This is a genomic window from Nonomuraea sp. NPDC003709 (assembly GCF_040610775.1).
GTDB classification, from domain to species: domain Bacteria; phylum Actinomycetota; class Actinomycetes; order Streptosporangiales; family Streptosporangiaceae; genus Nonomuraea; species Nonomuraea angiospora_A.
The window spans coordinates 85,912-100,236 of the sequence record NZ_JBEXMW010000007.1 but is presented as its reverse complement, the minus strand read 5'-3'; the positions used below and the strand labels follow the sequence as shown (position 1 = coordinate 100,236).

The following is a 14,325-nucleotide window of genomic DNA, read 5'->3' as shown; positions in this document are numbered from 1 at the left end:
GGCAGACCGCGAGTGGAGCGAGCTGATCGATGAGCATGACCTCCATGGTCGTACTCGGGCTGAGCATCGCCACCGTCCTTCTGTTGCTTGGGGCTTTTCTGGCCACCATGCGGCAGGACAGGAAGGGCCGTACGAGCGCGCCGCCGGTCGAGGTCGCCCCCATCGAGACCCCGCTGCCGGCGCCGGTGATCGCGCCCGGGCATGCCGGCACCGACTACACCGACCCTCGCACGATCCGGGTCGGCGACCGGATCGAGGTGCATGGATCTCCCCGCCGGGTGCTCGGCGCGTTGTTCGTCTCCTGGCAGGGACAGCAGTGGGTCGAATACCTCCTGCGGGACAGCGCCCGCCGCTTCCAGTGGCTCTCCGTCGAGGCGCACGAGGGTGATACGCCCCATCTGGAGGTCCAGCTCTGGACGGACGTGCCCACGCAGGGGATGGTTCCGGCCAAGAGCACGCTGGTGATGGAGGGCGTGGAGTTCTCCCCGATCGAGCGGGGCACGGCGGCGTTCCGGAGCGAGGGCGACACCGGCCATCCTGACCGGGGCCTGCTGGACTTCGCGGACTATCGCGCCTCGGACGGGCGGTTGCTGTCGTTCGAACGCATCCAGGGGCAGTCGTGGACGGCCAGTTACGCCCAGCCCCTGCCGCCGGGCTCGATCACCATCGTCCGCCGCGCCTCCTGACCCTGCTCAGGAGAGCTCGACCTGGGTGGTGCCGGCCTTGCCACCGCTCTGCCAGTTCTCGAGCTTGACGTCGTTCTTCCACGTCGCCCCCGCGTACCCGACCTGGCGCAGCGCGTACTTCTGCGAGAAGGACACCGACCAGGCGGCGATCAGCCAGCCGCGCCGCTCCGAGGTGACGGCCGTGCTGCCGAGAGCCCTGGCCAGCTGCTTGCGGGCCTCGGCGGTACGGGGCTGCGGCGCCGGGGTCTTCTTGCCCGGCGGATACCAGCAGTGGACGGCGCGCGGGACACGCCCGGTGAAGGCGGCGGCGAGCAGTTTGGCCTCCGGCTCGTGCTGCGCGTACGCGTAGCCGCCCGCCGAGCGCTGCACCTCCTGGGCCGCTTCGGCCACCGGGATCTTGCGGTAGTTCTTGACCTTCACCAGCGCGGCGAAGAACTTGTTCGTGGCGTAGACGGGGTCCATGAGCTGCTTCTTGGTGCCCCAGCCCTGCGACTCCCGCTGCTGGAACACGCCCACCGAGTCACGGTCGCCGTAGCCGAGGTTGTAGACCTTGGATTCCTGCAGCGCCGTGGCGAACGCGATCACGACGGCCCGCTCGGGCAGCCGGCGGCGGGCCGCGACGGCCGCGATGGTGGCGGAGATCTCGGCCTGCTCGAAGTCGAGCTCGCGCTCGCCGAGCGGGGTGCGCACGGTGCAGTGCGGCTCCGGCGCCACCGCCAGCGGCTTGGTCTTCTTCAGCAGGTGGAAGAGCCCCACGGAGATGCCCACGGCGAGCACGACGACGATGATCGCGATGGTGATGACTCCACGGGAGAAGCGCAGGCGCACCCTGAAGAACCTACCCGTGGCGGATAAGCTCCGTGGCCATGAGTGACGTGAGCACCACCTCACCGATTTCCCCGGTGGTGGACGAGTTGTGGGACCGCCGGGCGGAGCTGTCGCCGGCCGACGCCGAGGCGCGCCGGCTGATCGTCGGCGCCGTCGACCTGCTCGACAGGGGCGAGGCCAGGGCCGCGCGCCTGGAGGGTGGCGAGGTGGTCGTGGACGAACGCGCCAAACGGGCCATCCTGCTCAGCTTCAAGGTGCTCGGCATGGCGCGCTCGCAGGTGGGCGACTTCCAGCACCACGACCGGGTCCCGCTCAAGAGCTCGCTCGACGGCGTGCGCGTGGTGCCCGGCGCGATCGCCCGCTGGGGCTCGTACCTGGCGCCCGGGGTGGTGCTGATGCCGTCGTTCACGAACATCGGCGCGTACGTGGACGAGGGGACCATGGTGGACACCTGGGCCACCGTCGGCTCGTGCGCGCAGATCGGGAAGAACGTCCACCTGTCGGGCGGGGCGGGCATCGGCGGCGTGCTGGAGCCGCCCAACGCCGTGCCGGTCGTCGTCGGGGACGGCGCGCTGATCGGCAGCCGCTCGATGATCGTCGAGGGCGCCCGGGTCGGCGAGGGCGCGGTCGTCGGCGCCGGGACGATCCTGTCCGGCTCGATCCCGGTGATCGACGTGCAGACCGGCGAGGAGCTGGCCCGCGGCCACGTCCCCGCGTGGTGCGTGGCCGTCGGCGGCACCCGGCAGAAGGAGTTCCCCGGCGGCACGTTCGGCCTGCCGTGCGTGCTGGTGCTCAAGCGCCTGGAGCCGGGGCAGCGACACGACAAGGCGGCGCTCAACGACGTGCTGCGCGAACACGGAGTGAACACCTGATGCTTGATCTCACGCAGGACGTACGCGCGCTGACCGCGGCGATCGTGGACATCGAGTCGGTGAGCGGCGACGAGCGGGCGCTGGCCGACGCGGTCGAGCGGGCGCTGTCCGCGCTGCCGCACCTGAAGGTCGACAGGTCGGGCGAGACGGTCGTGGCCCGCACCGAGCTGGGCCGGTCCGAGCGGGTGCTGATCGCCGGGCACCTCGACACCGTCCCCATCGCCGGCAACCTGCCCAGCCGGGTGGAGGGCGACCTCCTCTACGGGTGCGGCACGTCCGACATGAAGGCCGGCGTGGCGGTCGCGCTCAAGCTGGCGGCCACCGTCCCCGCTCCCAACCAGGACGTCACGTACGTCTTCTACGACTGCGAGGAGGTCGAGGCCGAGCGCAACGGCCTCAACCGCGTGGCCAGGGACCACCCCGACTGGCTGGCGGCCGACTTCGCGGTGCTCATGGAGCCGACCGACGGGACGATCGAGGGCGGCTGCCAGGGCACGCTGCGCGCCGAGGTCACCGTCAGGGGCAAGCGGGCCCACAGCGCCAGGTCGTGGTTCGGGGTCAACGCCATTCACGGGATCGAGCCGGTCCTGGCCAGGCTGAACGCGTACGAGGCGCGGCTGCCGGTGGTCGACGGCCTCGAATACCACGAGGGCCTGAACGCGGTCGGCGTCCGGGGCGGGGTCGCGGGCAACGTCATCCCCGACCTGTGCGTGGTGTCCGTCAACTACCGGTTCGCTCCCGATCTGACGATCGAGCAGGCGCAGGAGCACGTACGCGAGGTCTTCGACGGGTTCGAGGTGAGCTTCGTCGACGCCGCGCCCGGGGCCAGGCCGGGGCTGACGCACCCGGTGGCGGCGGCCTTCACCGAGGCGGTCGGCGGCACGCCGCGCGCCAAGCTGGGCTGGACGGACGTCGCCCGCTTCTCCGCGCTGGGGGTGCCCGCCGTGAACTACGGTCCCGGGGATCCGAACCTGGCGCACCAGCAGGGCGAGTACGTGTCGCTGTCGAAGATCGTCGAGAGCGAGCGGGCCATGCTCAACTGGCTCACAAAATGAAAGTGGCCTTCCTCGCCGGCCATTTGGCGGGGAAGACCACTTTCAGTCCCGAGCAGCACCCTCGTGCAGTTAGACGCAGGGGGGTCGAAATCCGGTTCCCTGGTTTTTCCAAGATTTTTTAGAGACTGGGTTCACCGGCCTGACCTGCGGTGTTCGTGCTCAGGACGCCCATCTCGCCCGAAGAGGGCTAGCGTGACCAGCATGGAACAGTCACGTCCTGAACGCCGTCAGGGCCAGGCGGTCGTACGCGGCCGCCTGGTGCCCAGCTCCACGCACGACCAGCGCCTGCTCGCCCGCCAGGGGTCCTCCGACTGGGTCCACATGGACCCGTGGCGGGTGCTGCGGATCCAGGCCGAGTTCGTGGAGGGGTTCGGCCAGCTCGCCGAGCTGCCGCCGGCGGTCACGGTCTTCGGCTCGGCGCGCACCGCGGACGGGGCGCCCGACTACCGGCAGGGCCGCGCGCTCGGCCAGGCGCTGGCCGAGGCGGGCTACGCGGTGATCACGGGCGGCGGCCCGGGCGTCATGGAGGCGGCCAACCGGGGCGCGAGCGAGGTGGACGGCGCGATGTCGGTCGGGCTCGGCATCGAGCTCCCGTTCGAGCAGAGCATGAACGACTATGTCGACCTCGGCATCGAGTTCCGCTACTTCTTCGTGCGCAAGACGATGTTCGTCAAGTACTCGTGCGGCTTCATCGCCCTGCCCGGCGGCTTCGGCACGCTGGACGAGCTGTTCGAGGCGCTGACGCTGGTGCAGACCCACAAGGTCACCTCCTTCCCCGTGGTCCTGATGGGCTCGGAGTTCTGGGGCGGGCTGCTCGACTGGATCAAGAGCACCCTGCTCGGCACCGGCAAGATCGCCGCCCAGGACCTCGACCTGATCACCCTCACCGACGACGTGGACGAGGCCGTGCGCATCATCGTGGACGCCGACCTGGCCCGCTCCAGGCAGCGCGAAGAGGAGCTGGAAGCCGCCGCGGTCCAGTACGCCGAGCCCCAGTAGGCTTCCTGGATGTGAATATCTGCGTCTACTGCGCCTCCAGCCTGAACATCGACAAGAAGTACATCGATCTGGCCGGACACGTGGGCGCCGAGCTCGCCAAGCGGGGTCACACCCTGGTGAGCGGCGGCGCCACGGTCTCCTGCATGGGCGCGGTCGGCTCGGCCGTCCGGGCGGGCGGCGGCCGCACGATCGGCGTGATCCCGCAGGTACTGGTGGACGTCGAGGTGGCGGACGAGGAGTCGGACGAGCTGATCGTCACCACCGACATGCGCGAGCGCAAGGGGATCATGGACGCCCGCTCCGACGCGTTCCTCGTGCTGCCCGGCGGCATCGGCACGCTGGAGGAGCTCTTCGAGATCTGGACCGCGCGGGTGCTCGGCATCCACGACCGGCCCCTGGTGATCCTCGACCCCTGGGGTCTGTACGACCCGCTCAAGCAGCTGATGAACCACCTGTACGACGAGGGCTTCACCCGGCCCGACGTCTTCGACGCGATCTCGTGGACCTCCACGGTGGAGGAGGCGTTCGCCCACCTGGAGGCGCGTCCGCAACCGGTCCGGCCCAGCGTCGCCGAACTCGGCGAGGCGGTCGGCTGACCGGCGCGCTCACCGCCCGGAGACGCACGGACTGCGGCAAGTGCGGGACCTCATGCCCCGATGGTGTGAGTACGATGCCAATGTGCTGGTCATTCTCGCCATCGCCGCCATCGCCATCTTGGCGTGTGTGGTCTTGGTCTCCCTCGGTAGGGGCGGTGAGCTGACCGAGTTCCCGCCGGATGTGCCGCCTCTCGACCTGCCCGAGCCCGGACAGTTGACGGCGGTCGACTTCATGGCGCTCCAACTTCCGGTCAATCTGGTCGGCTATCACACGGCGAGCGTCGACGAGACCCTGCGCAGGGCCGCCAACGCGATCAGCGCGCGTGACACGCGGATCGCGGTGCTGGAGCAGCGGGTCTCCGAGCTGCTGTCGAGCCGGTTGCACGCGCGCCAGGAGATCTACGCCGCGCCCGGGGCGGGGCTGCGTACCGACCACGCCCCAGAAGCCCCGGCGGTGGCGCGCGAGCTGCCGGAGTCCGGCGATCCCGTGGAGGTGAGCGGCGCCACGGTGTCCTGGGACGGCACGCCGGACCTGCGGCGGGCGCCGGAGGACCCGGAGTGGCGGATCCCGCCGGGCGACGGCGAGCCGGCCTCGGAGGCCGCTCCGGACGAGCAGGCCCAGGCGGAGTCTCCCGACGGCGAGACCGCGGCGGCCGAGACCGCGGCGGCCGAGACCGCGGCGGCCGAGGAGGCCGCCGCCGTTGTCGAGCCCTCCGCCGACGAGAAGCCGGACGAGAAGCTCGTCGAGACCGTCGAGGATGACGTGGTCTCCGAGCCGGTGGACGAGTCCACGGACGGCGCTGAGACCACGCAGGCCGCGCCACTGGCCAAGGACGGGGACGGACGCCCGTGACGGAGCTGATCCGGTGCTCCTGGACGGGCATGGCGGGCAACGCGGCCTACATCGCCTACCACGACGACGAGTGGGGCCGCCCGCTCACGGGTGACGACGCGGTCTTCGAGCGCGTGGCCCTGGAGGCGTTCCAGTCGGGCCTGTCGTGGCTGACGATCCTGCGCAAGCGGGAGAACTTCCGCGCGGCCTTCGACCGGTTCTCGATCGCCAAGGTGGCCGCGTACACCGAGCAGGACGTGGAGCGCCTGCTCGGCGACGAGGGCATCGTGCGCAACCGGGCCAAGATCGAGGCCGTGGTCGGCAACGCCAGGGCCGCCATGGACCTTTCCGAGGGCCTGTCGGACCTGGTGTGGCGCTACGCCGACCCGGAGGCCCCCGTGCCGAAGAGCATGGCCGACGTGCCCGCCACCACGACCGGCTCCAAGGCGCTGGCCAAGGAGCTGAAGAAGCACGGCTTCAGGTTCGTCGGCCCGACCACGGCCTACGCGTTGATGCAGGCCATCGGCCTGGTCAACGATCACATCGAGGGCTGCGTGGCCCGTTCGCGCTGAGCTCGAAGGTGTGGGTCGCGCCGAGTGACCCGCCGAGCTCGACGGTCACGGCGGTCCTCTCCCCGGCCCGCGCCGTGACGGTGTCGTCGGCCCTGATGAGCCCGCCCAGCGGGTGGTCGAACGTGATCGTCACGACGTCCACCGTCCGGCTCGGGTCGGCCACCGCCACGGCCACCCGCCCGCCGGCGCGCCGCACGATCACCACGCACGGCGCGTCCACCGCGATCTCCCCGACGGTTCCGGCCGTCCAGAACACGGCCGCGAGCAGCCCCCGCGCCCGCACGGCCTGCAGCTCGGCGGTGTTGGCGGCCACCCGCACGGGACGCCGCCCGCGGTACCTGCGGGTCTGCTCGCGCGCCGCGCCCGGCAGCACCGTGTACGCGTAGGAGGCGTTCACGGGGTCGATGCCGTGGTCGATCCAGAGGCTCGCGTAACGCCGCGTGACGGGCTCGACCGCGCCGCCGGTGTCGTCGCCCGCGTTGATGTCGCGCCACCTGCCCGTACGCGTCTCCACGGCGCACTGAGCGCCGTCCAGCACGTAGCCCGCGACTCCGGGCAGGTGCGCCCAGCCGTCGCCGACGTGCGGCCGCGCGTCCGTGGCCCGGTTCTCCACCACGGTCACGACCCCGCGCCCGTCCGAGCCGGTGATGCCGCTGCCGAGCGCCACCACGGCCGCGTCGAGGAAGAACCACGACTTGCGCGCCCGCAGGCTCGCGCCCTCGCTCGTCAGCTCCATGACGGCGGCCCCGTACCGGCCGTCGAGCACCGCGCCGCCGGCCCACGCGCCGGGCGGGCAGTGGGCGCGGAAGGAGAGGTTCGCGCGCTCGCGGTCGTCGACGGTGGTCCCGGGCAGCCGGTACGGGTCCACCGTCGGCCAGAAGCCCTCGCCGAACTGGCCCAGGTCGCTCGTGTAGAGGTAGGTCATGCCGTCGCCGGTGTACCAGCCGTGCAGGTTCTCGCCGTTGATCGCCTCGTACGCGGCGATCCGGCGCGACGAGAGGCTGAGCGCGAACGACCAGGTGGGCCGCCGGTGCACGATCCGGTCCATCGAGGGGAACACGAAGTGCCCGACGGGCCCGGGAGCGGCCTCGACGTTCACGTCGCGCAGCACCGCGACCGCCCGCCGGGTATCCGGCACGTCCGCGTGCTCCAGGTAGGGGCGGGCCTTGCCACGCTCGATCCACCCCTTGGCCAGCTCCCGGAAGCGGCCGGCGTACGGCTCCGGCGCGCTCTGGGCCAGCAGCAGGACGGCGCCGATCAGGCCATGGCCGGCCACGGCGTCGGAGAACGCCTGCCGCGTGGCCGCCCGCCCCCTGACCGTGTCCATCAGCAGCCCGTCATGGACGAACGGCGCGTACGACCGCTCGACCGCGTCCAGGACCACGGGCAGGCCCGGATCGCGGACCTGCCACGGCGAACCGTCCAGGAGCGCGAGCGCCTCGGCGACGGCGATGATCAGCGACAGGCCGTAGGAGCCGGTGTACGCGACGCACTCGTGCTGGATGAACGACCCGTCGCGGTAGAAGCCGTCGCCGGACCCGACGTGGCGGAAGACGCTCCTGAGCCCGCCGTCGCGCACGTCCGACAGGCCGTCGCGGGCCAGCGCCAGCTTGTCCGCGCTGCGTCCCGCGATGCCGCGGAAGGCGATGATGGAGGCCTTGTCGGCCCGGTTGGCGCCGCTCTCGCCCGCCTGCGGGTTGCCGGCCCTTCGGTCGGCATCCGGGCAGAACCGGTCCACGGCCGTCAGGTAGGCGTCGAGCCTGGCGCCGTCGAGCCGGTCGCCGAGCAGCACGCACAACCGGCTCAGGTGGGCGGGCGTGCCGATCTCCCAGAACCACCAGTTGCCCGTCTCGGGGAGCCGCTCGTTGTAGTGGTGCTCGTGGAGCACGTCGAGCGCGTCCACCACCCGGGCCGCGACGGCGTCGTCGCCGTGCTGCGCGGTGCCGGGCGTGGCCCAGGCCGTGGCGATGCGCCGAAGGCGGCCGTAGCCGCCCGTGACGTTGCCGGGGCCGCCGGCCGGCGGCAGGTCCGGCCACAGCGTTCCGGGCGCCATCGAGGCCAGCAGGCCGCCGGCGGCCCCGCTCAGCCTGGCCAGCGGCCCGGCGTAGACCGGATCGGAGACGTCGATCCCGCCGCCGGTGAGCAGGCCGAGCGCGCCCGCGCGGAGAACGTCGAACGCGGGCACGCCTCCGGCGGCGGCCTCCTGCGCGGCCGTCTCCTGCGCGGCCGCCTCCTGCGTGGCCGGGTTCGGTGCGGCCGGGTCCGGTGCGGACGTCACTCGGCGCGGAACGTCGGGCGTTCCTTGGCGAGGAAGGCGCGGGTGGCGTTCAGGTGATCCAGGGTGGCGGCGCATTCGTCCTGGAGGTCGGCCTCCATGGCGAGCGAGTCGGGCAGCGAGTGGGTCGCGGCGTAGGCCAGCGCCCGCTTGGTGGCGGCGTAGGCGAGGGTCGGGCCGTGCGCGAGGCGTACGGCCAGCTCGTGGGCGGTCTTCAGGACGTCGTCGGCGGGCACCACGCGCGTGACCAGGCCCAGCTCCAGCGCGCGGGCCGCGTCGAGCGGCTCGCCGAGCAGCAGCAGCTCGGCCGCGCGGCCCCGGCCGACCAGGCGCTGCAGCGTCCAGGAGGCGCCCGAGTCGGGCGCCAGGCCGACGCCGGCGAACGCCAGCGCGAACTTCGCCTTCTCCGAGGCAACCCGCAGGTCGCAGGCGAAGGCCAGGGACGCGCCCGCGCCCGCGGCGACGCCGTTGACCGCGGCCACCACCGGCTTGGCCATGGTGGTGATCAGCTCCACGATCGGGTTGTAGTGGACGCGGACCGTGTCGGCCAGGCCGCGGCCCGCCTCCAGGTTGTCGGCGTGCTCGCGCAGATCCTGGCCCGCGCAGAAGGCCCGGCCCGAGCCGGTCAGCAGCACGGCCCTGATCGCGGCGTCGCCCGCCGCGCGGCGCAGCGCGTCGAGGAGCGCGTCTTTCGTCTCGGCGGTCAGCGAGTTCATGGCGTCGGGGCGGTCGAGCGTGATGGTGGCGACCGTGTCGGCCACGTCATAGCGGATCAAAGTAACTCCCTCTCGACGAACGCGGCGGCCGCGGGCAGCAGCCGGGCGGCCTCCTGCTCGAAGTACGCCCTGGCCTTCTCGCCCGGCCAGCCCGCGGGCAGCAGCTCCGGCGGCAGGCCCGGGTCGCGGAACAGGAAGTTGCGCCAGCCGTGCACGAGCCTGCTCCTGGTGGCGAACACCTGGTCCGCCGGTGCTCTCTCGGGCAGCGTGCTGATCAGCGTGACAGCCTCGGCGAGCCAGTGCTCGTACGCCTCGCCGATGGCGGTCAGATCCCACGCCCTGGCCACCAGCTCCCGCGGGTCGCCCTCCAGCGCCGAGTCGAACCTGTCGGCCCGCACCCCCTCGCCGTCGAGCAGGTTGTCCAGCTCGATCGAGGATCGTGGACCGATCCACGTCGTCTCGGACAAGGACGCGTACCCGAGGAAGGCCAGGTCGGCCCTGAGCCGCTCCCTGCGCGGCCGCTCCTTCACCGGCGCGAAGACGATCACGTGCCACCGGCCGTGCCAGGTCAGCGTCCCGGCTCGGTAAATTCTGAGCGCGGCCTCGTCCAGGCGCCGGCCGCATTTCGGGGTCAGCCCGTAGCCGGCTCCCTGCGGCAGTTTCACCGGCCGCAGCCACCCTTGGCGCACCATTCGTGACACAGCGGTGCGGACGGCGGGAGGGGCTATTTCCAGGGGTTTCATGAGCCTTACGAGCGAGGCGACGGACGCCTGTCCACCGCGCGAGCGCAGGTGGTCTCCATAGAGATCGAACAGAGCGGCGCGAGCGTGCACGAAGTCCAGTTTGGACGCCATCGCACGGCTCGACAACGCATTCTGGGAGGAGATCGTTACCCATGAGCGCTCTCGATGCGGGAGAATAGGACATCACAGAAGACGTGAATGCGCCGACCACCCCTCACGGGCGGTCGGAAATCGCGGGCCGCGGGAGCCCAAGGCAGGAAGGGATGCACGCATGGCGGCGATGAAGCCGCGGACCGGCGATGGTCCGCTCGAGGTCACCAAGGAAGGGCGCGGCATTGTCATGCGGGTCCCCCTGGAGGGTGGCGGCCGGCTCGTCGTGGAGATTTCCGCCGACGAGGCGAAGGCGCTCGGCGAGGCGTTGAAGAACGTCGTCGGCTGAGAGCTCCCGAAAGACCACCTTTTCCACGACCCTGGCGTAATCCGGCGCCAGGGTCGCTGACGTTCGAGGAGAGAATCCGTGCCCATCGAGACCACTGCGTCAGTGGTCGCCCAGGTTCCCGACGGAGCCGAGCTGCTGGCCGTTCCCTTTGACTCCACCCTCAGCCCCGAGGTCGAGCTGCACCTGCCGGTGTCCGACCTGCTGGCCCACTACGAGGCCAAGGGGGAGGCGGGGGAGATCGTCGAGGTTCCTGTGGCCAGGGGCGGCGGTGTCGGCCGCGTCCTGCTCTACGGAGTGGGCGACGGCTCGCCGCGTGCCCTGCGCAAGGCCGGCGCCGCGCTCGCCCGCAGAGCCAGGGGCAGGGACACGCTGACCGTGGTCGCGCCCGACGGCGACGTGGCGGCGTTCGCCGAGGCGGCGCTGCTCGCGGCGTACTCGTTCAGGATCGGCAACGGGGGCAAGAAGCCGGTGCGGGCGCTGGCCCTCGCGGGCGCGGACGCGGCGCAGGTGCGGCGCGCTCAGGTCGTGGCGCAGGCGGTGGCGCTCGCCCGCGACCTGGCCAACACGCCTTCCTCCGTCAAGAACCCCGCGTGGCTGGCCGAGCGGGCCGCCGAGGTCGGGGTGCCCGCGCGGATCTGGGACGAGGAGCAGCTGCAGGCCGACGGGTTCGGCGGCATCCTCGCGGTCGGCAGGGGCTCGGCCAGCCCGCCCCGCCTCATCCAGCTCTCCTACACCCCCGCCGAGCCCACCGACCGGCACGTGGTGCTGGTGGGCAAGGGGATCACGTTCGACTCGGGCGGGCTGTCGCTCAAGCCCAACGAGAACATGAAGACCCAGAAGACCGACATGGCGGGCGGCGCGGTGGTGATCGCCGTGCTCGGCGCGCTGGCCGAGCTGGGCGCTCCCGTACGGGTCACCGGGCTGATCGCCTCCGCCGAGAACATGCCCTCGGGCACGGCGCAGCGGCCCAGCGACGTGATCAAGCATTACGGCGGGCGCACGGTCGAGGTGCTCAACACCGACGCCGAGGGCCGGCTGGTGCTGGCCGACGCCCTCGCCTACGCCGACGCCGTCCTCGACCCCGACGAGGTCGTGGACATCGCCACCCTCACCGGGGCGATCACGGTGGCGCTCGGCCGCAACGTCGGCGCCGTCTACGCCTCCGACGACGCGCTGGCCAAGCGGCTCCTGGACGCCGGGCAGGTGAGCGACGACCGGCTGTGGCGGATGCCGCTGATCGAGGACTACACGCCCGCGCTGGAGTCGTCGATCGCCGACCTGGCCAACGTCGAGGCCGGGTCCAGGTTCGGGGCCGGGTCGATCACGGCGGCGCTGTTCCTGCGGGAGTTCGCGGGGCGGCGGCCGTGGGCGCACCTCGACATCGCCGGCGTCGGGCGCAGCACGGTGGACGAGGGCACCCTGACCAAGGGCGCCACGGGGTTCGGCGTCCGCCTCCTGCTGGAGTGGCTCACCCGCGCCTAGCAGCCGCCTCGCTCGCGGCTGGGCGGCCCACCGGGGCCGGCCGGCTCGCGCAGGCGGCGCTCCGCCCGAGTGGCTCGCCTGCGGCTAGTCGGCGATCTTGATGGCGGCCAGCAGGCCGTCGCCCAGCGGCATGAGCACCGAGCGCAGGCGGTCGTCCGACTGCACCAGCTTGCCCACCTCGCGCAGCGCCACCGTGTCGGTGTCGCGTTGCGCGGGGTCGGCCACCCGGTTGTGCCACAGCATGTTGCCGAAGGCCACGATGCCGCCCACGCGCAGCAGGCGGACCGCCTCGGCGAGGTAGTCGGCGTACTCCTGCCTCGCGCCGTCGGCGAACACCATGTCGTAGCCGCCGTCCGACAGCCGCGGCAGCACGTCGAGCGCCCGGCCCGAGATGAGCCGCACCCGCCCGCCGGAGAAGCCCGCCTCCGCGAACGCCTGTCTGGCCAGCCGCTGGTGCTCGGGCTCGACGTCCACGCTCGTGAGCGTCCCGTCCGTACGCATGCCGCGCAGCAGCCACAGCCCCGAGACGCCGCAGCCCGTGCCGATCTCGACGACGGATTTGGCGTTGACGGCGGTGGCGAGGAAGCACAGTGCCGCCCCGCCGCCGGGAAGGATGGGTGTGGCCCCCATCTCCAGCCCGCGCTGTCGCGCCGTATGCAGGAGCTCATCTTCCTGATGGAACTGCTCCGCATAGGCCAGAGTGGCCTCCACCGGGTTGGTCATCGGCCGCCTCCCCCGCTTTCGTGCGATTGGTCCACGTGATTGGCACCGATCGCAGCCTAGGGGAGACACGCCAGGACGGGAACTCAGGAGGGACCTAAGGCGTTGCAGGTTTAAACGGGCTTTGCCGGTCCGGAAGGCAGGCAGTGCGCACGAAGGGACGAAACCAGGCACTATGGCGGTAGCGGTGGTCCCAAAGAGAGGAGTTCTGGTGGACGAAAGCGACCACCAGGCGGATGCTCCCGTGTCGTCTGATTGGACACCTCCCACATGGGAGGAAGTGGTGCGGACTCACTCCGCACGCGTGTATCGGCTGGCATACCGGCTGACCGGCAATGTCCACGACGCGGAAGACCTCACCCAGGAGGTCTTCGTCCGCGTCTTCAGGTCGCTGTCGAGCTACACCCCGGGCACGTTCGAGGGGTGGCTGCACCGGATCACGACGAACCTGTTCCTCGACATGGCGCGGCGCAAGCAACGCATCAGGTTCGAGGGGCTGGCCGACGACGCCGCCGAGCGGCTGCGTGGCCGTGAGCCGTCCCCGGCGCAGGCGTTCGACGACGCCCACCTGGAGCCCGACATCCAGGCCGCCCTCGACGCGCTCGCCCCCGAGTTCCGGGCCGCGATCGTGCTGTGTGACATCGAGGGCCTTTCTTACGAGGAGATCGCGGCCACGCTCGGCGTCAAGCTGGGTACGGTCCGAAGCCGTATTCACCGTGGCCGGGCGCAGTTGCGGGAGGCGCTCGATCATCGAGCCCCCCGTAATTCTCAACTCCCCCCGACCGTGATCCGTGGGGAGGAATTCTGATGGCTCATCTTGGAGAACGCGTGTCCGCGCTCGTGGACGGCGAACTCAACCACACCGAGCGCGAGCGCGCGCTGGCTCATCTGACCTTCTGTGCCGACTGTCGGCAAGAGGTCGAGTCGGTGCGGGCGCTGAAGTCGCGCCTGCGCTCCCTGGAGGGGCCGGCGATGCCGGCCGATCTGACGATGTCCCTGCTCCGGATGGCGGAGCCGGGCGGCCCGCTGCCGCCGAGGGAGCGCCCTTTTCCGTCCCGCACCTTCGGCGGGGTGCCCATCCCTGGGCCGCACACCATCGCTCCGCTGGACAACCGCCCGCGGAGGGACGCCACTGGTGGGGCCTCGGGCCCTGGTCGCGGCGGTAGGCGGCGTTCGACGTACGTGGCCGTAGGGGTGGTCTCCGCGGCCGTCGCGCTCGGCACCTTCTTCGCGGCCACCGGCGTCGGACAGAACAACCCGGCACCGCCGGTGGAGCTGTTCCAGCAGCCGCGCACCTCGCCGGCGGGCGCGCCCTCCACCGCCACTCCTTGACCTGGGGTTGACCTCCGGTCATGCCTGGGAGACTTGGACTTGGCGTACTTGGCAGCGTGCTGGGCATACGATCTGGGTTCGGGATTTGTCACAAGCGATTCCTGACAAATGCTTTATGACCCTCGTATGCCGCAGAAGCGAGGATTGCGGTGGCCGAGCCAAGGAGTGGTGAGACTTA

General features: G+C 71.5%; 16 protein-coding genes. 11 read left to right on the top strand and 5 right to left on the bottom strand.

Annotation, left to right across the window (positions count from 1 at the left end; genetic code table 11):
- Nucleotides 1-29: 29 nt before the first annotated feature.
- Nucleotides 30-686: a DUF4178 domain-containing protein gene (locus ABZX61_RS22305; protein WP_350725512.1), complete on the top strand. Its 657-nt coding sequence runs from the start codon at nt 30-32 to the stop codon at nt 684-686.
- A 6-nt stretch (nt 687-692) separates the two neighbouring features.
- Here the strand turns inward: ABZX61_RS22305 and ABZX61_RS22300 are convergent, their stop codons facing one another.
- Nucleotides 693-1,514, bottom strand: coding sequence for a hypothetical protein (locus tag ABZX61_RS22300; protein WP_355197199.1), 822 nt, complete (start codon nt 1,512-1,514; stop codon nt 693-695).
- A gap of 38 nt (nt 1,515-1,552) precedes the next feature.
- Here ABZX61_RS22300 and ABZX61_RS22295 point away from each other — a divergent pair, with 38 nt between their 5' ends.
- The 6 genes from ABZX61_RS22295 to ABZX61_RS22270 all read left to right on the top strand — a co-directional run bounded on the left by ABZX61_RS22295 (nt 1,553) and on the right by ABZX61_RS22270 (nt 6,440).
- Entirely contained in the window at nt 1,553-2,386 is an 834-nt protein-coding gene (locus ABZX61_RS22295; protein WP_355197197.1) for a 2,3,4,5-tetrahydropyridine-2,6-dicarboxylate N-succinyltransferase, read from the top strand.
- Entirely contained in the window at nt 2,386-3,441 is a 1,056-nt protein-coding gene (gene dapE, locus ABZX61_RS22290) for a succinyl-diaminopimelate desuccinylase (protein WP_355197195.1), read from the top strand. Before ABZX61_RS22295 ends, dapE begins: the two co-directional genes overlap by 1 nt.
- 201 nt (nt 3,442-3,642) lie before the next feature.
- The gene (locus ABZX61_RS22285) at nt 3,643-4,440 is read left to right on the top strand and encodes a TIGR00730 family Rossman fold protein (protein ID WP_355197193.1); all 798 of its coding nucleotides are present in this window, start codon (nt 3,643-3,645) and stop codon (nt 4,438-4,440) included.
- Between the two features lie 11 nt (nt 4,441-4,451).
- Complete coding sequence (locus ABZX61_RS22280) at nt 4,452-5,036, top strand: TIGR00730 family Rossman fold protein (RefSeq protein ID WP_350725504.1); 585 nt, start codon at nt 4,452-4,454, stop codon at nt 5,034-5,036.
- An 82-nt stretch (nt 5,037-5,118) separates the two neighbouring features.
- Nucleotides 5,119-5,889 carry a hypothetical protein gene (locus ABZX61_RS22275; RefSeq protein WP_355197191.1) on the top strand — a complete coding sequence of 257 codons (771 nt, stop codon included), beginning with the start codon at nt 5,119-5,121 and terminating at the stop codon, nt 5,887-5,889.
- Nucleotides 5,890-5,918: 29 nt separating this feature from the next.
- Nucleotides 5,919-6,440, top strand: coding sequence for a DNA-3-methyladenine glycosylase I (locus tag ABZX61_RS22270; RefSeq protein ID WP_355197823.1), 522 nt, complete (start codon nt 5,919-5,921; stop codon nt 6,438-6,440).
- On the opposite strand, the gene ABZX61_RS22265 is transcribed toward ABZX61_RS22270, so the two are convergent.
- Genes ABZX61_RS22265 through ABZX61_RS22255 form a run of 3 tightly spaced genes read right to left on the bottom strand, consistent with a single transcriptional unit; the run spans nt 6,400 to nt 10,285 of the window.
- Nucleotides 6,400-8,718 carry a polysaccharide lyase 8 family protein gene (locus tag ABZX61_RS22265; RefSeq protein WP_355197189.1) on the bottom strand — a complete coding sequence of 773 codons (2,319 nt, stop codon included), beginning with the start codon at nt 8,716-8,718 and terminating at the stop codon, nt 6,400-6,402. The genes ABZX61_RS22270 and ABZX61_RS22265 overlap by 41 nt on opposite strands.
- Nucleotides 8,715-9,491 (bottom strand): enoyl-CoA hydratase-related protein, encoded by a 777-nt coding sequence (locus ABZX61_RS22260; protein ID WP_355197187.1) that lies wholly within the window; start codon nt 9,489-9,491, stop codon nt 8,715-8,717. Before ABZX61_RS22260 ends, ABZX61_RS22265 begins: the two co-directional genes overlap by 4 nt.
- The gene (locus tag ABZX61_RS22255; RefSeq protein ID WP_355197185.1) at nt 9,488-10,285 is read right to left on the bottom strand and encodes a PaaX family transcriptional regulator C-terminal domain-containing protein; all 798 of its coding nucleotides are present in this window, start codon (nt 10,283-10,285) and stop codon (nt 9,488-9,490) included. The genes ABZX61_RS22260 and ABZX61_RS22255 overlap by 4 nt, the downstream gene beginning before the upstream one ends.
- 160 nt (nt 10,286-10,445) lie before the next feature.
- Here ABZX61_RS22255 and ABZX61_RS22250 point away from each other — a divergent pair, with 160 nt between their 5' ends.
- The gene (locus ABZX61_RS22250) at nt 10,446-10,613 is read left to right on the top strand and encodes a DUF3117 domain-containing protein (protein WP_020545024.1); all 168 of its coding nucleotides are present in this window, start codon (nt 10,446-10,448) and stop codon (nt 10,611-10,613) included.
- A 78-nt stretch (nt 10,614-10,691) separates the two neighbouring features.
- Nucleotides 10,692-12,095, top strand: a complete 1,404-nt coding sequence (locus ABZX61_RS22245) for a leucyl aminopeptidase (RefSeq protein WP_355197183.1) — start codon at nt 10,692-10,694, stop codon at nt 12,093-12,095.
- 84 nt (nt 12,096-12,179) lie between these two features.
- On the opposite strand, the gene ABZX61_RS22240 is transcribed toward ABZX61_RS22245, so the two are convergent.
- A complete protein-coding gene (locus ABZX61_RS22240; RefSeq protein ID WP_350725493.1) occupies nt 12,180-12,818 on the bottom strand; it encodes an O-methyltransferase in 639 nt (212 codons plus the stop codon).
- A 172-nt stretch (nt 12,819-12,990) separates the two neighbouring features.
- Between ABZX61_RS22240 and sigE the strand changes: the two genes are divergently transcribed.
- Both sigE and ABZX61_RS22230 read left to right on the top strand, forming a co-directional pair.
- Complete coding sequence (gene sigE / locus ABZX61_RS22235; protein WP_350725491.1) at nt 12,991-13,623, top strand: RNA polymerase sigma factor SigE; 633 nt, start codon at nt 12,991-12,993, stop codon at nt 13,621-13,623.
- On the top strand, nt 13,623-14,147 hold the full coding sequence (locus ABZX61_RS22230) for an anti-sigma factor (RefSeq protein ID WP_350725489.1): 525 nt from the start codon (nt 13,623-13,625) through the stop codon (nt 14,145-14,147). Before sigE ends, ABZX61_RS22230 begins: the two co-directional genes overlap by 1 nt.
- Nucleotides 14,148-14,325 lie beyond the last annotated feature (178 nt).